The sequence below is a fragment of the Rhizorhapis sp. genome (assembly GCF_035276005.1).
GTDB lineage: Bacteria > Pseudomonadota > Alphaproteobacteria > Sphingomonadales > Sphingomonadaceae > Rhizorhapis.
Genome location: NZ_DATEMB010000002.1, coordinates 1 through 23,315 on the forward strand (window position 1 = coordinate 1; position 23,315 = coordinate 23,315).

Below are 23,315 nucleotides of genomic sequence, written 5' to 3' on the forward strand. Positions count from 1 at the left end.
CCGCCATGGCCGTAAAGCTCGGCATATGGAAGGATTGGGGCGGCGGTTTTGGTCATGGGGCTATTCACAAAAGCTCTCTCCCTTGAGGGAAAGGGTTGGGTGAGGGTATACGGCGCTCATGGAAAAAGCCGAGGCGTCGAACCCCCTCACCCCGACCCTCTCCCCGCAGGGGAGAGGGAGAGTACGCATCGAATGCGCGGCTCAATAGCTCAACCTCACCCCGGCATAGGCCGCGCGGCCAGGCTGGCCGTAGCGGAAGGCGGTTTCATAGCGATCGTCGAAGAGATTTTCGATGCGGCCATAAAGTTCCACGCTTTTGGTTATGGGCAAGCTGGCGCGCAGGTCGACGAGGACATGGCTTTGGAGCTTTACCGTTTCGAACGTGTCGAAATTGATGTCCGTGCTGGCGCCTATATGAGTGATGGTGGCTCCGGTCTGGAGGCCGAAGGGCCAGCTATAGTCAACGGACATATTCGCGCTGTGGTGCGGGCGGCGGCGCAGGGGTTCGCCGGTGCCGAGGTCTTTGGTGTCCATCCAGCTATAATTTGCCTGGAAAGTCAGATTTTCGACAGGCTTCAGGAGCAGCGAAGTTTCAAGACCCTCTGCACGGGAGCGCGCGACATTTGCATATTGGAGAGTGAAGAAATCGAAATCGATCTGGTTCCTGGTCTTGCGGTGGAACCAGATGGCGCTCACTTCGATGGCGCCGTCCACAAGGCGCTGCGTGATCCCCGCATCCCAGCTTTTTGAAGATTCGGGCTGAAGGTCATCATTGCCGAACATGCTGAAGAGCTGAAACAGGGACGGGGCCTTGAACCCTTCACCATAGCTGGCGCGCAGCGTCGTGCGGCCTTCATTGGGGCTGTAAACAGCATTGGCAGCAAAGATCGTCTGGCCGCCGAAGCTGTCATGATGATCGTACCGGACGCCGCCGGTGGCAGTGAAGCCGGCGAGCGGGGTAACGCTCAACTGTCCGTAAAGGCTTTCAAGCGTCGTTCGCTCTTTGACGGGCGCCGGATTGGGATCGAGGAAAGAGGGAGAAGCGGTCCGCATGCGGGATCTCTCACGCTCCGCGCCGAATGTGGCTTCGATGCCTTGTGAGAAGTCGAAAATGCCTTGATATTCTAGCCGCTCATTAACGCCTTTGCTGTCAAATGTCTGCTCTGGCGTCAGGCTGCGGTCGAAATTGTCACGTTTGATATTGGTATAGGCGAAGGCGAAGCGATTGCGGAAGCGTCCATCGAACAGCGCCAGGTTGAGGCCGGAATAACCGACAAATTCCTTCGATCGGGAATATTCCGGTGTTTCCGCGAGAGTGAAGGCGGGCGGAGGCGAGCCGTCGATATCCGCCTTGCCATCGGCGTACCAAGCGCGCAGGTCGACCGACACCGCATCAGAAAGGCTGATCAGGAATTTCCCGTGAGCCCCGAAATTGCGATAGCCGTCCTTCTCCGTAGCGCCGCGATCTTCGTTGAAGGTGGAGATGCCGTCGGTCCGCAAGTAGCCCGCACCAATACTGGCGGCGACGGGACCAACTTTGCCGGACAGATTGCCCACGAGTTGTGCCGTATCGCGATAGCCATATTCCGCATTGCCATTGAAGGAGAGATCTTCGCCGGGCTCCCGAGTAATTACGTTGACCACGCCTCCGATGGCCTGGCTTCCCCAAAGGACCGACTGCGATCCCCTAACGACTTCTATGCTGCTGACATTGCCGGTCAGCAGGTTGGCGAAGTTGAAGCCTGCGCCGGGGGTCGAGGGATCGTTGATCTTCACTCCATCGATGAGCGCCACCGTCTGCTCGCTTTCGGCACCGCGGATATAGACGGCCGTTTGAGTGCCGATCCCGCCATTGCGGGCGAAGCTGACACCCGGCACCGTGCGGAGCAGGTCGACGACCGCAACGGCCTGCCGCGTTTCGATCTCGTCCTGATTGATCACGCTGATCGACTGGCCAATTTCTGACAGCGGTTTTTCTACGCGCGCGGCGGTGACGACGATCTGTTCACCGTCATCGGCCAGCGCGGGCATGGGCGCGATGATGGCGGCAGAGAGCAATAAATAACTGGAAAAACGCATGAATTCCCCTTTCAACAACGTAAAGAGGCCATGCGCGGATGGTGGTTTTCCCCGCGCGCAGCCCGACTCTGTCGTCACGCGAGGGAATCCCTCGATCGCCCGGCACACCCCGTCCGCGCGATGGATCGACTGCGTCAGGCAGGTCTCCTGGCTCCCGGGTCATCACTCGCGTCCCGCCTTCCCGGATGTGCATCCAGTGGCATGAGGGGCGCGAACTCGCCGGTCACAGTTGCGGGGGCAGCCCCGGATTGTGGACTTTTCGTCCACTTCCGGGTTCCCTTTTCATCCCATCTCTGGGAACCTGTCGCGACGCGCGTCTTAAGGGCAGGCAACATCAAGGGCAAGCGAGAAGAAGCTTATGATCAGGACGACATTGCTGCTGGGCGGTGCCCGGTCAGGGAAAAGCCGTTTGGCGCAGGCACTTGCCGAGCAGGAGGAGGGGCGGCTGATCTATGTCGCTACGGCCGCCGCGCATGACGGCGAGATGGCAGAGCGGATCGCCCGTCACCAGCAGGATCGCTGCGCACGGTGGGAAACGGTGGAGGAACAGCTCGACCTCGCCGGCGTGCTGGACCGCCATGGCCGGGAAGGAAATGTGCTGCTTGTCGACTGTTTGACCTTGTGGCTCAGCAACCTCATGCTGGCCGAGCGCGATCTTGGAGCGGCAGCGGAAGCCCTGGTCACCGCCCTTGCGCGGCAGGAAGGACATGTGATCCTGGTATCCAATGAGGTCGGCTCAGGCATCGTGCCGGAAACCCCCCTCGGCCGCGCGTTCAGGGATGAAGCCGGAAGGCTTAACCAGACGATCGCAGCAAAGGCTGATCGGGTTGCGCTGGTGGTGGCGGGGCTGCCGTTATGGTTGAAATTAGCTGATCGGCGTATGGCGTAGCTTGATACAATACGGCCTTCAGCGCATTTGCTCAGAGGTGACCGCAAAGGCACGTGGAGTCCGCATCGAAAAAGCCTTTGGGGTGTCGATGGATACGCTGATGCGGATGCAGAACAGCTATGACATTGCCCAGACCCGGAAGAGGGAAGGAGAGATCAAGGTTGCTCCTTTCAAGGGCAAGCTGGCTGATCCTCATGCAATGGTTTAGTTCAAAGCCTCGCGACCAGCACGTCCGCCTGCTCATCCACGCTAAACTCGGTCTCGCTCCTGATGAGCCAGCATTCGCTGCCTTGCCAGGGCTGATCGCCGATCTTGCCCGAGCCGCTCAGCGGGATGAACCATGTGGGGGAAGGCAGGGACAATCGGGTGCCGGACTGCAGCGATTGTATCGCCACGGAGAAGGGCTCGCCGGGCATCAACTGCGCGCTTGACCCCAGGGGAAGGCTGCGTTCAGGGAAGGGATAGGGCTCTGCCTTGCTTACCGCCACGCCGTCGTCGAGATGCAATTCGCGCGGGCGGCCATAGTCATAAAGGCGGTAGGTGACGTCCACATTCTGCTGCACCTCCACCAAGCTGATGCCCGCGCCAATCGCGTGGACAGTGCCCGCCGGAATGAAGAAGAAATCGCCGGGCTTCACCGGTTTCCAATCCATCAGCCGCTCTATCGAGCCATCCAGCGCGGCGGCCCTGAGTTCGTCTCCGCTCAAGGCGTGCTTGAGGCCGATGCCGAGCGTCGCATCCGGTTCGGCGTCCAGGATATACCAGCATTCCTCCTTGCCGCCGGGAAGGCCGCGCTCGCGGCCCTCGGCATCATTGGGGTGAACCTGGATCGAGAGCTTCTCGCTCGTGAAGATATATTTGACGAGCAGCGGCGGGCGCTCGCCCTCCGGGCCATCGAACCAGATTTCGCCGATCTTGCGCCCTTCGGGATTGGGAAAGATGGCCGGTATCTGCGTGCGGCCCCAGGGCTTTTCGACATATTTGGTAGTGAGCTTGATTGCGGTCACTGTTCGTCCTTTGGCTTTGCGGGGCTTCCTCCACGGACAAATTGCGGTTTTCCGCCGATCCAGACCTCCTCAATCTTTGCAGTCCTGATCTCGGCCGGCGAAGCTATGCTGATGTCGCTGTCGAGCAGAAGGAAGTCCGCATATCGGCCGGGCTGGAGCGAGCCCAGCCGGTCCTCCGCGCGGGCGGCATAAGCGCCTCCTAATGTGTAGGCTTTCAAGGCATCTTCAAGGGTGATGCGCTGTTCGGGCATCCAGCCGCCAAAGGGTTCGCCCTGCTCATCTTCCCTCGTCATCGCGACGGCGATCCCTGCAAAGGCATTGGCGGGCTCTACCGGTACGTCCGAGCCAAAGGCCAGCGGAACGCCATTGGCCAGCATGGATCGCCAGGCATAGGCGCTCCCCAGCCGCTCCTTGCCCATCCGCGCCTCCGCCATGCGCCAGTCGCTTGCTTCATGAAGCGGCTGCATCGAGGCGATGATGCCGTTGCGGGCAAAGCGGGGGAGGTCGGCTGAATCGACAATCTGGGCATGTTCGATGCGCCAGCGGCGGTCGCCCTTATAGGTTTCGGCAAGCTCGTCGATGGCGTCGAGAAGTTCTGCATTCGCCTTGTCGCCAATGGCGTGAACCGCCACCTGGAAACCGTCCATGGCGGCGCGGCTCATTTGGTTGCGAAGCTGAGCACCGGTCATCAGCGGCAGGCCGGTTTCTCCGGGAGCATCGCCATAAGGCGCCTTGAGCCATGCCCCGCGCGAGCCCAGCGTGCCGTCGAGCGAAAATTTGACGCCCGGCATGCGGAGGTGGCCGTCATAAAGCCAGGGCGTCGGTTCGGATCCGGCAGCGCTCAGCATGGTATCGATGCCGGCGGCATAGGAGATGATGCGGATGCGCAGATTGCCCCGGTCCCCCGCACGGCGAAAGGCCTGCCAGTCGTCCAGGCTGGAGCCCATGTCGGCAATGGCCGTAATGCCCTGGCTTAACAGATTTTGCTGGGCCTTGGAAAAGGCGAGGTCGCGTTCCTTGGGAAGCGGAGCAGGCAAGATCCTCTCAACGAGCGATGTGGCCGAATCTACGAATATGCCGCTGGGGCGTCCCGCCTCCATCTCGATGCGGCCGCCTTCCGGGGCCTTGGTGGCTGCGGTCACTCCGGCAAGCTGCATGGCTTTGCTGTTGGCCCAGGCGGCATGGCCGTCCACGCGCTCCAGCCAGACGGGGGTGTCGGGCACGACCGCGTCCAGATCAGCAGCCGCCGGAAAGCGGCGCATGCCCCAGGCTTCATGGTTCCAGCCCGTTCCGATGATCCAGCGGCGCTGCGGGTTTTGCTCCGCATAGGATTTGACCATCGCCAGGGCTTCAACCAGCGAGGCGGCTTTGCTGAGGTCCAGCGTCAGCGACTGGAAACCCAGCGCCATGACATGACCATGGGAGTCAATGAAGCCGGGCATCAGCGTCCGGCCCTTGCCGTCTGTGCGAAAATCCAGCTTTTCCGGCCGCTTGTCCTTGCGCTGCAGAAGCTTTTCGACCTTGCCGTCGCTGCCGACCAGTAGCCCGTCGAAACGGACCAGCTTGCCGTTCGCATCGAAGGTGATGCCGTTCACATTGTCGACAAGGCCGCTGGCGAGGAGCGGAGAAGGAAGGATGAGGGCGAGGGCAGACAGTAATATTCTTCTCCCCTGAAGGAGAGAGGTGACCCGAAGCCCTGGGAATGACGGTTTATGCGCTCGTGCCAAGATTCTGCCGCCGCTGATGCACGGCGTTTCGACAATGGAACCTGTCATGCCCGCGTCAGCCGCCGGACGAGAGCGCTGGTGTCCTGCCGGTTGCCGCCCATGGCCTGCACATCGGCGTAGAATTGGTCGACAAGCGCTGTGACGGGCAGGGTGGCTCCATTTACCCGTGCCTCTTCCAGCGCCAGGCCGAGGTCCTTCCGCATCCAATCGATGGCAAAGCCGAAGTCGAAACGGTCCTCCGCCATGCTATTCCAGCGATTGTCGAGCTGCCAGCTTTGGGCAGCGCCGCCGGAGATCGCCTCGAACACCTTGTCGAGGTCAAGCTCGGCCGCTTGGGCGAAACGGAGCGCTTCGGAAAGGCCCTGCAGCACGCCCGCGATGCAGATCTGGTTTACCATCTTGGTGGTCTGTCCGGCGCCTGCGCCGCCTACATGAACAATGCGGCCGGCATAGGCCTGCATCACCAGGCGGGCTGCGGCAAAGGCCTCGGGAGTTCCACCACACATGATGGAAAGCGTTCCCTTTTCGGCGCCGGCCTGGCCGCCGGAAACGGGGGCGTCGACGAAGAAAATACCCCGGCTTTCGCCCTCCACGAAAAGCTGCCGGGCGATGCGGGCAGAGACCGTGGTGTGATCGATGAACAGCGTGCCCGGCTTCATCGTGCGGTATGCGCCGTCGCGGCCCAGGGTTACAGAGGCGAGGTCATCGTCGGTGCCAACGCAACTGACGACCACCTCCGCGCCGTCTGCCGCCTTGGCGGGACTGACGGCCGCTTCGCCGCCATGCTGTTCTATCCAGGCCCTTGTCTTGGTCATGGAACGGTTGAAGACGATGAGCTCATGCCCTGCCGCCGCGAGGTGGCCCGCAACGGGGCCGCCCATGACGCCAAGGCCAATGAATGCGATCTTTGCCATAAGCTCCGCATATCGCCTGATTCCTCTGGAGGCTAGGGGCATGAAGGAAACGCGCTGCTTGATTCATCGCCTGCTTCGACCTAGGGCTTTGCGCCCATGAACGAACAGAAGATGCTCCCCGCCGACGCAGCCCCGCTGCCCGTCACGATCGATGATGTGAAGGCCGCACAGCAGCGCATCGGTGCGTCCATCGTCCGGACGCCGACACTGCACAGCCGCACGCTGTCGGAGATTATTGGCGCAAAGGTTTATCTGAAGTTCGAGAATCTGCAGTTCACCGCCGCCTATAAGGAGCGCGGCGCGTTGAACCGGCTGCTGCTGCTCGACGAGCAGGCGCGCAAAAAGGGCGTGATTGCCGCTTCGGCCGGAAATCATGCGCAGGGGCTCGCCTATCATGGCGCACGGCTTGGTGTGCCTGTCACTATCGTCATGCCGCGGACCACGCCTACGGTGAAGGTCATGCAGACCGAAGGCCATGGCGCGACCGTGGTGCTGCATGGCGAGAAATTCGACGACGCCTATGCCCATAGCCGCAAGCTGGAAAAGGAGCGGAGCCTTACCTTTGTCCATCCGTTCGATGAGCCGGACATCATCGCCGGGCAGGGGACGGTGGCGCTCGAAATGCTGGAAGATGCGCCTGACATCGACACGCTGGTCATACCGATCGGCGGCGGAGGCCTCTTCTCCGGCATGGGAATCGCCAGCCGCGCGCTGAAACCGGCTATCGGGCTCATAGGGGTGCAGGCCGAACTGTACCCGTCCATGTACGCCAATGTGAAGGGAGAGGACCTCCCTTGCGAAGGCGACACGCTGGCGGAAGGCATTGCGGTCAAGCAGCCCGGCGAACTCACCCGCAAATTCGTGCAGGCGCTGGCCGATGACATCGTGCTGGTCAGCGAACGCTATCTGGAAGAGGCGGTCAGCCTGCTTCTTCAGATCGAGAAGACAGTGGTGGAAGGCGCGGGGGCCGCAGGGCTGGCGGCGCTGCTGGCCCATAAGGAGCGGTTCAAGGGCCGCACCGTCGGCCTGGTACTGTGCGGCGGCAATATCGACACCCGGTTGCTGGCCAATGTGCTGCTCCGGGATCTGGCGCGTTCGGGAAGGCTGGCGCGCTTGCGTATCCGCCTGCAGGACCGGCCGGGTGCGCTGTTCCACGTCGCGCGTATCTTTCACGAAGAGCAGGTCAACATCATCGAGGTTTATCACCAGCGGGTGTTCACGACGCTTCCCGCCAAGGGCCTCATCACCGACATCGAATGCGAGACTCGCGACCGGGCGCATCTCGATCAATTAATGGCGGCACTGGCGGCCGCGGGTTATGAGGTTTCGCCGGTCGAGCTGGCCTGAGAAATCATGCATTTTTTGGGGACTTGCTCCGTTCTCCGGGCAAAGTCGAGGGACGAGAATCGAAGCGCTTCAAAAGGATTGCCTGCAAGGCAGCGGGGTCCCTGCCTGCGCAGGGACGACGGGGTGAATGGCTGAAAGCGGCTAGAGCATCGTGCGCAAAAGTGGGAACCGGTTTTGCGCGAAAAACGATGCGACAACAAAGAATTAGAGCGCCCGCCCGCGTCAGATTAAACGCAGCGCGCTCTAAATGCCTCTGCGCCTCTCCGTGGATTTTTGACAAGGCTGCATCTTTGAGACCCTCGTCGTCCCTGCGCAGGCAGGGACCCCGCAGCCTGGTATCGAGGGACCTTGGTCTGTTGTTCTAGATCTAGTTTGCGTCGGCAGTATAGCTTGCTGACGCATCCCGGGACGCTGGCCCGTCATTGCCAAGGATCTGCCACGCCATTCGGGCCACCATATAGCGCAGGCCGCTTTCCCGTTGTGCCATCGCGGTAAGCAGGTTGACGGTATTGGCGGCCGCGTCCTTGAACTGGATCTGGGCAGGATCGAACGAACAACCGCTCAGGATCGGCGCAGCGCCGCCGCGATAGATGAGTGTGGCGTTGCGGAAGGTGCAGCCGATGAACCGGTTGCCATCCAACTCGATGAGCCCGGACAACTCCTGTTTGAAAAAGTTCATGATGACATCCCCCTAGTACAGGCGTGACCAGTGGTTCACCCTCACATCAGCCGCGCAGCGCACGAGACTCGGATTCGCGCCCCACTTATGTCCCGGACATCTTTGCACAAAAGCGTAAATCGTGCCGCTGGGGAATGTGGCAGCTATTTACATCAAAGGGTGTATACCTTTGGAGCAGCGTGTTTTTTTTCCGGGGAGGCGGTCATTCCGGCATGAAAACAAGGCTTTAACCAGTTCTGGCTGGCCGTTCGTTACGTCCAAGGTACTATGCTGACTGATTGAAAAGGCGTCTTTTTTCTTCGTCGCTCTTCGCGGTGAGAAAAATCGTTCATCCGTAATCTCACTAACCGGACGTCCTATAGCATCAGTAATATCCGTTCACGCCTTCGTTGAAACCATCCAGGCTGGAGAGTCGCCATTCGGCTTTTCAGAAAGGGGAAGCTTTGATTGCAAGGCGGTACTGGCTCTTCAAATCGTCGGGCAGATGCTGCGCCGCGAGGTGGCAGGGCGCGTGCAAACGAACCAAACAGGAGGAATGTCATGAAGCGTAACCTACTTTTGACGGCGTCGGCGGGTGTGTTGTCATTCTGCGCCCTGGCTGCCATTCCGGCTTTTGCTCAACCGGACGTGGATGTTGAAGCGAATTTGTGGCTGGGGGGGAAGGCCAAGGCTGATGATGGCAGCAATGCCGCGAATAACAGCAGCACGGTCAACAGCACCAAGGTCGACAGTTCCTATGAAAATGAGGCCGAAAAAGGCAGCAACGCTGCCAATAATGGCGGAACTGTCACCAACGACGAATCCGACAATTCAGTCGACAATTCCATTGAAGCGGAAAAGGGCGGAAAGATCGCTCTGGGAAGCAATTTCGCCTCCAAGGGCGGAGTTAATGGCAATAGCGACGAGTCCGACAATTCCGTCTGGGCGAACGCCGAAAAGGGTTCCAACGCCATCAATGGCGGCGGCGCGATCAACGCCAGCGATGCAAGCGGCGCCGGCTCGGCCAATAATGGCGGCACGTCCAACTACGCCTACAGCAATGTTATTTCCAAATCGAAGCTGGGCGGCTTCGTGACGGGCAATTATGTTGCCTATTATGTTCCGGCCAATGGCGGGAAGGGCAGCAGCAACGAAGCCGAAAAGTGGAGCGAAGCCAATTCCGTCGGAGCCGGGGGCGCTGGCGGCAGCCCGATCATCGACAACAGCATTTCGCTCGACAATGGCGCGATGTCGAACTTTGCCGGCCTGAATGCGCAGAACCTCAACACCGGTGTCGGCGCTCTGCAGAACGCAAGCATCAACGTCAGCGCGTCGGTCGGCACGCTGAACCTCGGCCAGTAAGGGCCGCGCTGGATGAGCCGGGGGCGTGGGGCCCCGGCTCATCCTCTCTCCTCTCAACCCTTCGGTGGAGGAAGCAATGTCACGCAAATTTCACATGGCGGCCCTGGCGGCGGGGTGTGCCCTGATCCTTGCCAGCGCGCCCGCGGTATCGGCCGAAGAAGTTCCGGCTTCAGCATCGGGGCCTTTCGGTGCGGGCACGCAGGTGGGGGACGGGGCTCTTGGAGCTATTGCCGGTATGGCCGACATCCAGCTTGAAGAGCAGATCGCCTCGGCAAAAAACAGCAGCATTGTCGCGGGCAACAGTGTCAATGGGCTGTCGTTCACGGGCGAAGTCTCGATCGATGGCCAGTCGTTCCAGAATATGGCCGGACTTTCGATCCTGACGGCGAACACTGGCAACAACGTGTCCGTCAATGCGGCGATGAACGTCAATGTCTCGTTTCACCAATAGTCTTGGGGCGGTGGCACTCTGCGGTCTTGCCGCGGGGGGCTGTGCGCCGCTGCCTTCACAGGGCAGCGGCCTCAGCCTCGCGGGCACGGATTATGTGCTGCCGGTCAAAAGCATGGTGCAGCGGCGCTATCTGACCGTCGTTCGCCAAGCCTATGACTTCAGTTGCGGATCGGCGGCCCTCGCGACGCTTCTTCGCTATCATTATGGCGAAGCGCAGACGGAGCAGTCGGTCTTCGTCGGCATGTGGCGGGATGGAGACCGCGACCAGATCCGCCAACTCGGCTTTTCAATGCTGGACATGAAGCGCTACCTCGCCGCCCGCGACATTGCGGCCGACGGGTACAAGGTCACGCTCGCGCAGATCAAGGCGACGAAGGTGCCCGGCATCGCACTCATCGACACGGATGGCTACCGCCATTTCGTGGTCATCAAGGGTGTAGAGCGGGGGCAGGTGCTGATCGGCGATCCTTCGCTCGGCATCCGCCTCATCGAGGCGCGGAAGTTCGACAGGATGTGGAACCAGATCCTGTTCGTCATCAACGCACAAACCGACAAGGCCAGATCTAGCTTTGGCAGGGAAAGCGAATGGGCGCTGGTGGCGCGCGCCAGGGCGACGAGTTTCATGGAGCCGCTCAGCCTGCAAGCGCTGGCGCTGACAAGGCCGCAGGCCTTTCCTCTCGAATTGTAAGGCGACGTGCCATGGCACCTCTCTGTTATAGAAGCTCTTACCGGCCCCAATCGCTGACTTGGCTGGCGGTGACAGGCATTGGCCTCTCTTGCGTGATCGTGCCTGCAGCCCATGCCAATCCCTTCGGCGCTGCGGCGGCGGTCAGCGATGAGGAGCTGGCCAGTCTGCGAGGGGGCTTTGAGCTTCCAAACGGGATGGACGTGACGGTGGGGGTGCAGATCGATACGCGCGTCAATGGCGACCTTGCGCTCCGTACAGTGCTCAATGTCGCCGACCCCGCCCACGCCTCGCTGCGAGTTTATGCCGCGCCCGTTCAGCAGGGTACGCCGCCCGCCAATGCCAATCCTCCTCTTGCGCAGCCTGCATCGGTGAACTTGCCGGCCGTCTCGGCGCCGCAAGTATCAGTGAATGTTTCGGGTGACCGTGCGGCTGTTGGCGGACCTACGCTCTTGCCAATCGTGCAGGGGGATCAGGTGCAGACTGCGCTCGGCACAGTGCAGGTGGAGCGGGGCGAGTCCGGCACGGTGGTGGTCCTCAGGGGACCCAGCCTGGAGGTTCAGCATGTGACGGGCGGCGGCACGGGCGTTCTTATCGCCAACACCATGGACAATCGCGCGATCGATACGGTTGCGACCGTAAACATTTCGCTGAGCAACTCGGCCGTTCCGATCGGCAATGTCCTGCTCAGGGTCGAAAATGTCGTGCTCGATGCTGTTGGTGGGACAGCATATTGAATTTGAAGGAATTTGTTGAAGCCATTTACTAGAGCAGGGGGTGGGTATGATAAGGTCCTTTACCGGCGGAACATTGGCGTTCGCCCTGACGATGGCTGCGCAGGGCGCTGAGGCCGGGGAGCAGACCGCTGCCGAACCAGTGAGCCTCAATGCCGTCATGGAACAGATACAGATAGAGCGGGAAGAGCTGCAGCGGCAGGAAATGCGTATCGCCGAGCAGCGGGCGCGGCTGCAGCATCTTGAGGACCAGGTGCTTGGCCGCATGCGCGGGACCGGAGCGGGGCCGGGCAGCGGCGTGCCTGCGATGGCCAGCGCTCAGGCCGATGCGCCACCTGCGCCGGGTCAGGTCGAACAGGTCGGGGAACGTCCCGAGGAAAAGACCAGGATGCCCGAGGTGGCGGTGCTTGCCGATCAAGGCGGCATCCTTACCAAGGCGGGGCGGATCACGCTGGAGCCCAATCTTGAATATGCCCGCGCCGACCGCAACCGCTTCGTCTTTCGCGGCATCGAGGTGCCGCAATCCGTGCTCGTTGGCGTATTCGACATCAATGAGAGCCGGCAGGACATATTGACGGCCGCAATGGTGGGACGCTTCGGGGTCACCGACCGGTTCGAGGTGAGCGCCCGCGTGCCCTTCGTCTATCGCGACGATAAGGCGGTGCTGGTGCCGCTGGTGCAGAATCCTCCGCAGTCGGGTGTCGGCACGATAAACACCTCGGCTGATGGAGCGGGGCTCGGCGATGTGGAGCTGTCAGCGCGTTACCAGCTTACCGACGGCACGGGTGGCTGGCCTTTCCTGATTGGCGGTGTGCAGGTCATCGCCCCGACCGGCGAGGACCCGTTCGAAGTGCCCCGCGATGCTTTGGGCAACGCCACGAAGGCAGCCACGGGCGCGGGCTTCTGGGGCGTTGCGCCAAGCCTTACGATCCTGATGCCGAGCGACCCGGCGACCCTCTTCGCTTCGGTGGGTTACACTTATAATTTCGGCAAGGACGTCAACCAGCGGATCAGCGATGCACTGATCGAGCGTGTGAAGCCCGGCGGCGCCCCAAATGCGACCGTGGGCCTTGGCATTGCACTCAACCCGCAACTTTCCCTGAGCCTTGGCTATGCCCATACTTGGCAGTTCGCGACAAAGAGCCGCATCCGTCCCATTTCCATAAGCAACGGAGTGGAGGCTCTCGGCGATCCGATCAGGAGCAAGACCCGAGACCTTCAGGTCGGCCGCTTCCTCTTCGGCATTGGCTATCGGGTGAACCGCCGGACCACGATCAATTGGACCGTTGAGATGGGCGCGACGGACGATGCAAATGACGTGCGCACGACTCTGCGAATCCCGTTCAATCTGAACTGAGCTTCCGGCGAACGGCCGCGCAGCATTTCTCCCCCATTGGGCAAAATGCTGCGCGGAATCTCACCCGAAAGAGGCGAAAAATTGGGGATTGATCATCTTTCGTGGTAAACACGCTTTTCATATATTGATGGTGGCGGCATAGTTGTCTGGTCGGAGTCCAGCAATAAGACGAGGTCGGAGAGACGGTGACAGCGCCCTTTCGGTTCCCGCGATTTTTCGTGACCAATCCCAGTCCCTGCCCCTATCTGCCGGGGCGGAGCGAGCGGAAAGTGTTTACCGAACTCAGCGGCGAGAATGCTTCCGAACTCAATGACGCTCTTGGCCGGATCGGTTTCCGCCGCAGCCAAAACGTCGCCTACCGCCCAAGCTGTGCCGGCTGTACCGCATGCGTTTCGGTCCGCGTTGTCACGCAGGAGTTCGAACCCAATGCAACACAGCGCAAGCTGCTTCGCCGGAACGAGGATCTGGTCGTCACCGCCTGCAAGCCCTGGTCCACCGATGAGCAGTTCGAGCTTCTCCGCCGCTATCTGAAAGCGCGGCATCCGGGCGGCGGCATGACTGAAATGGACGAGATGGACTTTGCCGACATGGTCGAGCAGACGCCGGTCGAAAGCTATGTCATCGAATATCGCGAGCCTTCGGAAACCGGAACGCCGGGACGTCTGGTCGGCGCATGCCTGACCGACCGGCAGAGCGATGGCCTTTCGATGATCTATAGTTTCTTCGATCCGCACCATCCGACCCGTCCGGGGCTCGGCAATTTCATCATCATGGACCATATCCTGCGCGCACGCCGCACCGGTCTTCCCTATGTCTATCTCGGCTATTGGGTCGAAGGTTCAAAGCGGATGCAATATAAGATCCGCTACCGCCCGCTCGAGCGCCTGGGCAAGAATGGCTGGACCCGTTTCGATCCCACGGAACAGGATAATGCCATCCGCGAGGTCGCCATTTCCAGCGTCAATAGCGACCGGCATCTGCCAATGGAACTGGCCGGGATTTTCCGGAAGTAAGGACGGCCTGTTCTTTGATGAGCTTAATTCCGTTCGTGTCGAGCGAAGTCGAGACACGCCGCGCCGACATCCCTCCACTTCGCTCGGAACGAACGGAAATGGTCTCTTCTGAAGAACAATAAGGAAGCTTGGATAGGCTCAGCCCAAGCGGGAAATGGTTCGTGACTGGTCAAGGAGCCAGCGGCGATGCCTGTTCCACGACATCGCCATTCATGCTGCGCAAATGGCGAGACTCCAATATCGCTGCGGTCTCGATAAGGTCCAGCGCCCGCCTTGCCTCTATATAGCGCCGTGCCTGGTCCATCCATTTGGCTCCGCTGCTGCGGCCGGGCATGCGGCTGACCTCGGCGAGGGCGGCATCCACACGGCCCGCCTCCAGCAAGCGCCGGGCGCGGGCCAGGCGCCGCTCGGGTAGGGGGGAGGGGGTGGCGGCGTTCCTGAAAACGACCAGTTCCCCTACTTCCCGCTTCATGTCGGCCCACCAGTTTTCGCTCTTGCCGTGCCCCACCAATTCAGTCGCGATATCTTCGAGCCCACCTTGCAATTCCTGCAGGGTCACTGGCTCACGCGCGGCATTGATGATCGTGGCGACGGCACGGGGCTGCGCCTGGCCGAAGCGCAAGCGAAGCTGCCCCTCGATATAGCCGAGCGGAGCGCCGCTATCGAGTGCGCGGCGGGCGGCGAAGGCGATCAGCAGCCCTTCAGCCCTGGCTGCATTGCCGGAAGCCGCCTGCGCCTGCATGGTGATGCGGGCGATGCGGTCTTCCAGTTCCGACACGCGCGCGGTGAGCGCCTGGGCATGGTCCCCCCGGATCACTGCGGGCGGGCGATGCCTGGCCATGTCTGCGCCGGCATTTGGCGACGCTGCGCCGGGACTGACCTGCGCCGGCTGTTCCCGTCCCATCCAGCCACCCCAGCGGTTCATGACAAAGGCCATGGCGGCCAGACCGCCTGCAAAGGCGAGAAGCAGCAGCAAAGCCATGGCGCGGACCGAATAGGTCCCTGTTCGTGCAGTTGCCCCTGACTGATAGTCACCGCTCATTGTCGCTCGATTTCCCTCTCAGAACTCGCGCGACCTTATTTGCACAAAGCTGCGGCAAGGGCCAGCAGTGCTTCATCGTCGGGCCGGGGGGCGCAAGCGGCCGATGCCCAGCCAGCGCCTGCAGCGTCCAGCACCGCAGGGCTGATCGCCAGAAGATGGAGGTGCCGCCGCTCAATCATGGGGATCAGCCGCGCGAGACGCTTGGCCCCTCGAGGTGAATGGACAAGCGCTACTGCTTCCTGCGGCATGCTGGCGGCGAGACCCTCGGCAGTGCCTGCCTCAACGGCTTCGTAGACGGAGCGGCGGACGATCACGAGCGGACCTGGATTGAATTCCGTGCGGTCGTGGCCCGCCGGATGAAAGACGCGGGAATGGGCGCGGGCGGCCATCAGTTCGGCCATGGCCTGGACGCCCGATCGGCCTACGCCTGCCACGTTGAACCCTAGCTCTCTCGCAGCGGCGGCGGTCTGCTCGCCGACTGCATAGACCGGGAGGTGCCGGTATAGAGCAAGGTTGGGGCCTGCATTGCGAACGGCATTGGCGCTGGTCAGCAACATCGCATCAAAGCCTGCCGGATCCGGCGCTTCCCATGCACAGGGGCGCACTTCGAACAGGGGATAGCGGACCGCAACCAACCCCAGCCGCTGCGCGCGTTGTGCAGTTGCGGTTGCGCCCGGCTCCGGGCGCAGGATCAGAAGCGGAAGGTTCATGCGCCGAAAAGGGCTCTAAGCGATGGACTGGCCCTGTCGAGCAGGTCGCGGCCCACCGCTGCGGCTGCCACTTCGTCTCCCCGCGCAAGCCTTTTTTGCGCGGACACATTCTCCTGGCCATCGCTGCTCAGAATTTCAGCCGATAGCAGGATTTCCTCTCCGTCGATCCTTGCCCATGCCGCGACCGGAGAATGGCAGCCAGCGCCGAGACCCAGCAACATGGCTCGTTCGGCGCGGACACAATGGCTTGTGTCGGGATCGTCGATGACGTTCAAAAGCTCCAGAATATGGCTGTTGGAAGCAAGTGTCTCGATGCCCACGGCGCCCTGGGAGGGAGCCGGAAGCATTGTTTCCAGGGGAATGTCCTTGCCTATTGCCGTTTCACCCAGCCGGATCAGCCCAGCGGCAGCGAGCAGAGTGGCGTCGGCCTCCCCCTTTTCCAGGCGGGCGATACGCGTCGCCACATTTCCCCGGAACAGGACGATCGAAATGTCGGGCCGAAGCCGCCGCAATTGAGCCGCTCTTCGCGGCGAACTGGTTCCGACCTTTGCGCCCTTCGGAAGGGCTTCAATGCTTTCGGCCCCAATCAGCCGGTCGTGAACATCGGCGCGGGGAAGCATGGCGGCGATGACGATTTCCTCCGGACGGATTGTCTCGACATCCTTCATGCTGTGCACGGCAAAATCGATCACGCCTTCGGCAAGGGCGCGGTCGAGTTCCTTGGTCCAAAGCGCCTTGCCGCCGATTTCCGCCAGCGGGCGGTCCTGTATGCGGTCGCCGTCAGTGCGCACGGTGACGATGTCGATCGCCTCCTCACTCCATCCATGAGCAGCGCGAAGGGCGTTCGCCGCCATATGCGCCTGCACCAGGGCCAGAGGGGAACCCCGGCTGCCGAGGCGAAGGGGCCGGGTGAACGGAGGGTTGTCTTCATGCGTCATATCGTTGCTTGCTCTAATCTTTGAGAGCGGTAGAGGGAAGGGCAATGACCATCATCCTTGGCCTTGAATCCAGTTGCGATGAAACCGCGGCCGCTCTTGTAACGAGCGACCGGCGGATATTGGCGCACAAGCTGGCGACGCAGGAAACCGAGCACAGTCCCTATGGCGGCGTCGTGCCAGAGATCGCGGCGCGGGCCCATGTGGAAGCACTGATGCCGCTGGTGGAAGCAGTATTTGCCGAGGCGAAGCTGACGCTGGCGGATGTCGACGCCATCGCCGCTACGGCAGGGCCGGGATTGATCGGCGGGGTGATGGTGGGGCTGGTGACGGGCAAGGCGCTGAGCCTTGCTTCGGGAAAGCCCCTGGTGGCCGTCAATCATCTCGAAGGACATGCGCTTTCGCCCCGGCTGGCGGAACCCGCGCTGGAATTTCCCTATCTGCTGCTTCTGGTGTCAGGCGGGCATTGCCAGCTTTTGCGCGTGGAGGGGGTGGGGCATTACCGCCGTCTTGCCACTACCATTGACGACGCAGCGGGCGAGGCGTTCGACAAGACGGCGAAACTGCTTGGCCTTGGCTTTCCAGGCGGCCCAGCGGTTGAGAAGACCGCTGCGTCCGGCGATCCCCGGGCAGTGCCGCTACCCCGCCCATTGCTCGGCACCAGCGATCCGCATTTTTCCTTCGCGGGGCTTAAAAGCGCTGTCATGCGTGCTGCTCAATCGGGCGAGTGGCGGGTTGAGGATATTACCGCCAGCTTCCAGCAGGCGGTGATTGACTGCCTGGTCGACCGGACCAGGCGTGCCTTGGCCGCAAGCAAGAATCTGTCGGCATTGGTTGTCGCTGGCGGGGTAGCTGCCAACCAGTCGGTCCGTTCCGCGCTTGAGGGGCTGGCAGCGGAGCATGATCTGCCCTTTGTGGCGCCGCCGCTTTGGCTATGCACCGATAATGCGGCCATGATAGGCTGGGCTGGAGCGGAACGCTTTGCCGCGGGAATGACGGACGGACTGGATTTCGCGGCCCGGCCACGCTGGCCGCTTGATCCGGACGCGGAAAAGGCGAGGGGTGCGGGGGTGAAGGCATGAGGATCGGAGTGATCGGCGCGGGTGCCTGGGGCACTGCATTGGCTCAGGTGGCGGCGGCCAATGGCGGGCCGGTGCTCCTCTGGGCCTTTGAGGAAGAAGTCGTCCAGGCGATCAACGGCACCCATTGCAATTTCGCCTATCTACCTGGGATAGCTTTGGATCCGGCAATTGAGGCGACGGGCGATCTTCGTCAGCTCGCATCCTGCGACGCGTTGCTGGTGGTTACCCCTGCCCAGCATCTGGGAGCCATTTTGAACAAGCTTCCGGTCAAGGATATCCCCCTTGTCCTTTGTTCAAAGGGCATTGAGGCCGGGACCCAGCGATTGATGTCGGAGGTGGCGGCCGCCGTTCACCCCGATGCGCCCATTGCGGTTCTTTCCGGTCCCACCTTTGCGCATGAAGTGGCCAAGGGCCTTCCCACCGCCGTCACGCTTGCCTGCGCTGACCAGGCCCTTGGAGAGGCGCTTTCCGTCCGGCTCGCCCGGCCGCAATTCCGGCCCTACCTTTCCGAAGATGTTACGGGTGCCGAGATCGGCGGGGCGGTCAAGAATGTGCTCGCGATCGGCTGCGGCGTGGTCGAGGGGGCGGGCCTTGGCCAGAATGCGCGGGCTGCGCTCATCAGCCGTGGCTTTGCGGAGATGACCCGCTTTGGCCTTGCGCGCGGGGCGAGGGCAGAGACATTGGCGGGACTGTCGGGTCTGGGCGATCTGGTGCTGACCTGCTCCTCGGCCAGCTCGCGCAACTTCTCTCTTGGCAAGGGCCTCGGCGAAGGAAAGCCCGCCGTAGAGCTTCTGGCCGACCGGCGCACGGTGGCCGAAGGGGCGTTTACCGCCCCCGTGCTCCGCGCCGCTGCCAAGGCGGCCGGGGTCGACATGCCGATCACGGATGCTGTTTGTTCGCTGCTGTCGGACGAGCTTTCCGTGGCCAAAGTAATTGATGCTCTCCTGGCGCGGCCTTTGCGTCAGGAGAATGGCCATTAAGCTACAGCATTAATGGCAATTTACATGCAGCGTGTACTTCGCGATAAGCATCCGCTTTAGAGAATAGGGGCAGGCTTTTTGACGGGTGCAACTTCTCCCGACAGCCCGGCCGGTGCGGCATCTCCCGAGAAGGAGGATATTGCTGCGCTTGCCAAGGGAGGGCGCATCAATTTCATCGGTTTCCTGCTGCGCCTGGCCGCGCGCCTGCCATTCCTGTTTATCGCGGGGCGGATCTATGGAGCGGGAACGCTTGGCCGCTTCGCCTACGCGATATTGGTGGTGGAGTTTGCGGCCCAGATCGCGACGCTGGGCTTGAAGCGCGGCCTGGCCGGCGAGCTCGCGCGGACCGATAGGGACCATAGCCATGTGGTCTATGACGCGATGCTGGTCAGCGCCATTGCGTCCATCATTGCAGCCGCGATCCTGTCGATCTTTCCGCAGGCACTGTTCCCCAACAGCAGCGTCAATGACCTGGACCAGCTTCTGCCTCTCATCATTCTGGCGATTGCGGGGTCGGACATCGCGCTTACCGCCTGCGCCTATCGCTACGACATTGCAGCGACGGTGCGGGCGCGCTCGATCATCGAGCCATGGACGATCAGCATCGGGGCTTTTGCCTTTTCCTTCTACTCGCTGCGCGACGGCCTTATTCTTTCCTATGTGCTTTCGATGCTGGCGGCGCTGGTCGCCTCGCTCATTCCGCTCATACGGAGCTATGGGCTGCCGAAGGGTTGGCGGCCCGAACCCATGCGGCTGTGGCGCATGGCCCGGCAGAACATGCCCCTGGCCGCCGCCGACGCAGTGGAATGGGGCTCCCGGCGGCTGGATCTGGCCATTCTCGGTCTGTTCGCGACGCCCTATATCGTCGGGATCTACTATGTTGCGCAGCAGGTCGCCTCGCTGCCGCAAAAGCTGAAGACCAGCTTCGATCCAATCCTGGGACCCGTCATTACCCGGAACCTTGCAGAGAAGAATTATGCCGCCATTGCCCGGCAGGTGAGTCAGGTCGGCTTTTGGATCATCGCGGCGCAAATGGGCATTGCGCTCGCCCTCGGCATTCCCGGCGAGGCAGTCATGGGACTGGTGGGCCCCAATTTCGTGGGGGGCACCGGCGCGCTCGCCTTCCTGCTTGCAGCAGAGGTGGTGGCGGCCACTGCGGTGGTGAGTGAATCGGTGCTTGTCTATATTGCACGCCATCGTAACCTCATGATCTCGCTGGCCATGATCGCGGTGCAGGCGGGGCTGAGCTTTGTCTTCATTCTCGGGTTCCGGCGGCTGGGATGGCCGGAGCTTTATGTGGCGGCCGGACCAGCACTGGCGCTTTGCATCGCGCTTGGCCTTGCTGCATTTGTGAAGGCGCGTTTCCTCTCGCGCCTGCTTGGAGCCCCCGTCAATGCCTGGCGCTGGGCGCTGGTCTGGGCGGCGGCGCTGGCGACGGCCGCAGGCATGGTGGTGACCCAGATTCCCGAATGGGCGGAGCTGACATTGGGCGTGCCCCTTATCCTTGGCGCCTATTGCTGGATGATCTGGTCCAAGGGATTTGGACCCGAAGACCGGAAATTGTTCCGCAAGGCGCGTTAGGCGCCCGTTCGTTGCATGCCGTACCGTCCAGCCTGCCGGAAAGGGTTTCCACCGATTTCCCGCAGCCATTCGGCGATTCCTTAAAGACAGCCGGGAACAATTTCTGTAATAAAAATGTAATTGTAATAAAGCTGTCATGGATAAATCGTGCCCTTGTCTTCGTCCTTCAATCAAAAGCCGACGCATGGAGCCGTAGCTGCGCCGCCATTCGCGCTGCTGCTGCAGGAGGTGCGCTCCCTGACGAGGGTAAGGCGAGCCGGACATGCCGGGCATATCTTCCAAACATCCCATAATGGCCAGAATCATCAGGTGCTGGTTGTGCCGGGCTTCCTTGCTTCGGACCAGGCAACGGCGACGCTTCGCCGGACTTTGAAAGCGGCCAATTACAACAGCTATGGCTGGGGCATGGGACGAAATCTGGGTGTCCGGGCCGACATGTTCGAGCGGCTCGACCGGCGCATGGACCATATCCAATCGCATCGCGGCGAGCCCGTCACCATCATCGGCTGGAGCCTTGGCGGGCTCATTGCGCGGGAATATGCCAAATATGCTCCCGGCCGCGTGGCCAAGGTGATTACGCTCGGCAGTCCCTTTTCCGGCGACCTTAGGGCCAATCATGCCTGGCGCCTGTATGAGATCATCGCGCGGCACCGGATCGACTGTCCGCCGATCCGTGTTGAATTGAACCAGAAGCCGCCGGTTCCCACCTTTGCCATCTGGTCCCGCATGGACGGTGTGGTGGCCGATCATTGCGCCCGGGGTCTTCCCGATGAAAGCGATGAAGCGATCGAAGTGCAGTGCGGCCATCTGGGCTTTACCTCTGCGCCCGACGCCCTCCGGGCCGTGTTCCGCGCCCTTCAGGCATGATCCGGGTTCAGCTCCTCCCGATCCGGTAAAATTCTCCCTCCCTTGCAGTCTGTTGCGCTTGCGCTTAACCTGTGCCCAAGTACCGGCGGGATTGCCCGTTCCGGAAAGCATAAGTGAGTTACGGCATGGCACAGTTTGGATCGCCATTGCCGCGAAGTTCCGGCGCCAGAGGGCAAGATGGCGGCCGGGCCATGGCGGCGCAATTCTCCCGATCAGAAGGGCGTTGGCCTCATCGCCGCGCCTATGCGGCCATCGATCTGGGCACAAATAATTGCCGTTTGCTGATCGCCAAGCCGTCCGCGGGCGGCTTCATCGTCGTCGACGCCTTTTCACGGATTGTCCGCCTGGGTGAGGGGCTTGCGTCCTCCGGACGGCTGAGCGATGCGGCCATCGACCGAGCCATTGCGGCGCTTTCCGTTTGCGCGGACAAGCTTCGCCGCCGCCATGTGACGCTCGCGCGTTCCGTGGCGACCGAAGCCTGCCGCCGGGCCAGCAACGGCGCAGCCTTCATTGAGCGGGTCTATCGCGAAACCGGCATTGCCCTCGATATCATTTCCGCTGAAGAGGAAGCGCGGCTGGCGGTGCTTGGCTGCCATATCCTGCTGGAGCCGGGCGAGGGGCCCGCTCTGATTTTCGACATTGGCGGCGGATCGACCGAATTGGTGCTGGTGGATACCGAGGGCCCTGCTCCGCGCATCCTTGACTGGCAAAGCGCCCCATGGGGAGTGGTGTCGCTCACCGAAAGCGAAGCTTATGATCCTAATGACGCTGAGGCGCGGATCGCTGGCTATGCCCGCATGCGGGCGCGGGTTGCGGATAGCTTCCGTCCCTTCGCGGAGCGCCTGCCCAAACGGCGGGAGGCGGTGCGCCTGCTCGGTACAAGCGGGACAGTGACGACGCTTGCGAGCCTTCACCTTGAATTGCCGCGTTATGACCGGCAGGCGATCGACGGGCTTATCGTTCCGGCGGCATCCATGCGCGACATTTCCATGCGGCTTTCCGCCATGTCCATCGACCAGCGCCGAGAGCTGCCTTGCATTGGGCATGAACGAGCGGATCTGGTGGTGGCGGGCTGCGCGATATTGGAGTGCATCCTCGACATATGGCCCGCGGAAAGGCTGGGCGTTGCCGACCGCGGCATCAGGGAAGGCATTTTGCGCGGGCTGATGGAGCGCGACGGGCTGCATCATCATGGCTAGGGGCGGAGGCGCTGGCCGCGTGCGCGTCAAGACCGCCAAGGGCAGGACGGCGCAGTCCACCCGTTGGCTGGAGCGGCAACTGAACGATCCATATGTGAAGAAAGCCAAGGCTGAGGGCTATCGCAGCCGGGCGGCCTACAAGCTCATGGAACTGGATGAGAAATACAAGCTCATCCGGCAGGCGCGGCATGTCGTTGACCTTGGCGTCGCGCCGGGCGGCTGGGCGCAGGTGGTGAAGAAGCTCAGCCCCAAGGCGAAGGTGGTGGGTATCGACCTGCTGCCGACCGATGCCATCCCTGAGGTGACGCTGTTCCAGATGGACTTCATGGACGAACGCGCGCCGGAGATGCTGCGTGAGGCGCTGGGCGCGGAGCCGGACCTGGTGCTGTCGGACATGGCGGCCAATACCGTCGGCCACGCGCAGACCGACCATTTGCGCACCATGGCGCTGGTGGAGGCAGCCGCCTGGTTCGCGATCGAGAATCTGCAGAAGGGCGGGGCTTTTGTGGCCAAGGTGTTCGCGGGCGGGACGGATCATGACCTGCTCGCCGTGCTCAAGAAGCATTTTGCAACCGTGAAGCATGCGAAGCCCCCCGCCAGCAGGAAGGGCAGTAGCGAATGGTATGTTATCGCCCAAGGGTTCAAGGGGCGGGAGGGTTGACCCTGTCTTTGGGTCGTCGTTTGTCCCCTCTCCAG

The 23,315-nt window shown here is 61.9% G+C and carries 23 protein-coding genes and 1 riboswitch; of the genes, 15 read left to right on the plus strand and 8 right to left on the minus strand.

Features of this window, described 5'->3' with window-relative positions:
• Positions 1–201: 201 nt before the first annotated feature.
• Positions 202–2,079: a TonB-dependent receptor plug domain-containing protein gene (locus tag VJS46_RS00040; RefSeq protein ID WP_324057181.1), complete on the minus strand. Its 1,878-nt coding sequence runs from the start codon at positions 2,077–2,079 to the stop codon at positions 202–204.
• Between the two features lie 120 nt (positions 2,080–2,199).
• Positions 2,200–2,399, minus strand: a riboswitch (cobalamin riboswitch).
• Positions 2,400–2,437: 38 nt separating this feature from the next.
• Between VJS46_RS00040 and cobU the strand changes: the two genes are divergently transcribed.
• Together cobU and VJS46_RS00050 are read left to right on the plus strand one after the other, a co-directional pair.
• Entirely contained in the window at positions 2,438–2,968 is a 531-nt protein-coding gene (cobU, locus tag VJS46_RS00045) for a bifunctional adenosylcobinamide kinase/adenosylcobinamide-phosphate guanylyltransferase (protein WP_324057183.1), read from the plus strand.
• A gap of 37 nt (positions 2,969–3,005) precedes the next feature.
• Positions 3,006–3,176, plus strand: coding sequence for a hypothetical protein (locus tag VJS46_RS00050; RefSeq protein WP_324057185.1), 171 nt, complete (start codon positions 3,006–3,008; stop codon positions 3,174–3,176).
• A gap of 1 nt (position 3,177) precedes the next feature.
• Here VJS46_RS00050 and VJS46_RS00055 read toward each other — a convergent pair whose 3' ends face one another.
• The 3 genes from VJS46_RS00055 to VJS46_RS00065 form a co-directional block, all read right to left on the minus strand.
• Positions 3,178–3,975 (minus strand): class I mannose-6-phosphate isomerase, encoded by a 798-nt coding sequence (locus tag VJS46_RS00055; RefSeq protein ID WP_324057187.1) that lies wholly within the window; start codon positions 3,973–3,975, stop codon positions 3,178–3,180.
• Entirely contained in the window at positions 3,972–5,636 is a 1,665-nt protein-coding gene (locus VJS46_RS00060; protein WP_324057337.1) for an amidohydrolase, read from the minus strand. The genes VJS46_RS00055 and VJS46_RS00060 overlap by 4 nt, the downstream gene beginning before the upstream one ends.
• A gap of 110 nt (positions 5,637–5,746) precedes the next feature.
• Positions 5,747–6,616, minus strand: a complete 870-nt coding sequence (locus tag VJS46_RS00065) for an NAD(P)-dependent oxidoreductase (protein ID WP_324057191.1) — start codon at positions 6,614–6,616, stop codon at positions 5,747–5,749.
• A 96-nt stretch (positions 6,617–6,712) separates the two neighbouring features.
• On the opposite strand from VJS46_RS00065, the gene VJS46_RS00070 reads away from it, so the two are divergent.
• Positions 6,713–7,963, plus strand: a complete 1,251-nt coding sequence (locus VJS46_RS00070; RefSeq protein WP_324057193.1) for a threonine ammonia-lyase — start codon at positions 6,713–6,715, stop codon at positions 7,961–7,963.
• Between the two features lie 367 nt (positions 7,964–8,330).
• Here VJS46_RS00070 and VJS46_RS00075 read toward each other — a convergent pair whose 3' ends face one another.
• Entirely contained in the window at positions 8,331–8,642 is a 312-nt protein-coding gene (locus VJS46_RS00075) for a hypothetical protein (RefSeq protein WP_324057195.1), read from the minus strand.
• 540 nt (positions 8,643–9,182) lie between these two features.
• Here VJS46_RS00075 and VJS46_RS00080 point away from each other — a divergent pair.
• The 6 genes from VJS46_RS00080 to VJS46_RS00105 all read left to right on the plus strand — a co-directional run bounded on the left by VJS46_RS00080 (position 9,183) and on the right by VJS46_RS00105 (position 14,223).
• Complete coding sequence (locus VJS46_RS00080; RefSeq protein WP_324057197.1) at positions 9,183–9,983, plus strand: hypothetical protein; 801 nt, start codon at positions 9,183–9,185, stop codon at positions 9,981–9,983.
• 76 nt (positions 9,984–10,059) lie between these two features.
• Complete coding sequence (locus tag VJS46_RS00085) at positions 10,060–10,434, plus strand: hypothetical protein (RefSeq protein ID WP_324057199.1); 375 nt, start codon at positions 10,060–10,062, stop codon at positions 10,432–10,434.
• Entirely contained in the window at positions 10,415–11,122 is a 708-nt protein-coding gene (locus tag VJS46_RS00090) for a C39 family peptidase (RefSeq protein ID WP_324057201.1), read from the plus strand. Before VJS46_RS00085 ends, VJS46_RS00090 begins: the two co-directional genes overlap by 20 nt.
• 11 nt (positions 11,123–11,133) lie before the next feature.
• On the plus strand, positions 11,134–11,856 hold the full coding sequence (locus tag VJS46_RS00095) for a hypothetical protein (protein ID WP_324057203.1): 723 nt from the start codon (positions 11,134–11,136) through the stop codon (positions 11,854–11,856).
• Positions 11,857–11,902: 46 nt separating this feature from the next.
• Positions 11,903–13,210, plus strand: coding sequence for a transporter (locus tag VJS46_RS00100; RefSeq protein ID WP_324057205.1), 1,308 nt, complete (start codon positions 11,903–11,905; stop codon positions 13,208–13,210).
• A gap of 185 nt (positions 13,211–13,395) precedes the next feature.
• Positions 13,396–14,223 carry an arginyltransferase gene (locus tag VJS46_RS00105; protein ID WP_324057207.1) on the plus strand — a complete coding sequence of 276 codons (828 nt, stop codon included), beginning with the start codon at positions 13,396–13,398 and terminating at the stop codon, positions 14,221–14,223.
• 169 nt (positions 14,224–14,392) lie between these two features.
• Here the strand turns inward: VJS46_RS00105 and VJS46_RS00110 are convergent, their stop codons facing one another.
• Genes VJS46_RS00110 through hemC form a run of 3 tightly spaced genes read right to left on the minus strand, consistent with a single transcriptional unit; the run spans position 14,393 to position 16,913 of the window.
• The gene (locus VJS46_RS00110) at positions 14,393–15,265 is read right to left on the minus strand and encodes a hypothetical protein (protein WP_324057209.1); all 873 of its coding nucleotides are present in this window, start codon (positions 15,263–15,265) and stop codon (positions 14,393–14,395) included.
• Between the two features lie 35 nt (positions 15,266–15,300).
• Entirely contained in the window at positions 15,301–15,975 is a 675-nt protein-coding gene (locus tag VJS46_RS00115) for a uroporphyrinogen-III synthase (RefSeq protein WP_324057211.1), read from the minus strand.
• Positions 15,972–16,913 (minus strand): hydroxymethylbilane synthase, encoded by a 942-nt coding sequence (gene hemC, locus VJS46_RS00120; RefSeq protein WP_324057213.1) that lies wholly within the window; start codon positions 16,911–16,913, stop codon positions 15,972–15,974. The genes VJS46_RS00115 and hemC overlap by 4 nt, the downstream gene beginning before the upstream one ends.
• A 44-nt stretch (positions 16,914–16,957) precedes the next feature.
• Between hemC and tsaD the strand changes: the two genes are divergently transcribed.
• The 6 genes from tsaD (at position 16,958) to VJS46_RS00150 (ending at position 23,280) form a co-directional block, all read left to right on the plus strand.
• Complete coding sequence (gene tsaD / locus VJS46_RS00125; RefSeq protein ID WP_324057215.1) at positions 16,958–17,992, plus strand: tRNA (adenosine(37)-N6)-threonylcarbamoyltransferase complex transferase subunit TsaD; 1,035 nt, start codon at positions 16,958–16,960, stop codon at positions 17,990–17,992.
• Positions 17,989–18,972 carry an NAD(P)H-dependent glycerol-3-phosphate dehydrogenase gene (locus VJS46_RS00130; protein ID WP_324057216.1) on the plus strand — a complete coding sequence of 328 codons (984 nt, stop codon included), beginning with the start codon at positions 17,989–17,991 and terminating at the stop codon, positions 18,970–18,972. Before tsaD ends, VJS46_RS00130 begins: the two co-directional genes overlap by 4 nt.
• 78 nt (positions 18,973–19,050) lie before the next feature.
• Positions 19,051–20,553 carry a lipopolysaccharide biosynthesis protein gene (locus VJS46_RS00135; protein WP_324057218.1) on the plus strand — a complete coding sequence of 501 codons (1,503 nt, stop codon included), beginning with the start codon at positions 19,051–19,053 and terminating at the stop codon, positions 20,551–20,553.
• Between the two features lie 147 nt (positions 20,554–20,700).
• Positions 20,701–21,420 carry an alpha/beta hydrolase gene (locus VJS46_RS00140; protein WP_324057220.1) on the plus strand — a complete coding sequence of 240 codons (720 nt, stop codon included), beginning with the start codon at positions 20,701–20,703 and terminating at the stop codon, positions 21,418–21,420.
• A 125-nt stretch (positions 21,421–21,545) separates the two neighbouring features.
• Entirely contained in the window at positions 21,546–22,619 is a 1,074-nt protein-coding gene (locus VJS46_RS00145) for a Ppx/GppA phosphatase family protein (protein WP_324057222.1), read from the plus strand.
• Positions 22,612–23,280: an RlmE family RNA methyltransferase gene (locus VJS46_RS00150; RefSeq protein WP_324057224.1), complete on the plus strand. Its 669-nt coding sequence runs from the start codon at positions 22,612–22,614 to the stop codon at positions 23,278–23,280. The genes VJS46_RS00145 and VJS46_RS00150 overlap by 8 nt, the downstream gene beginning before the upstream one ends.
• The last annotated feature ends 35 nt before the right edge of the window (positions 23,281–23,315 follow it).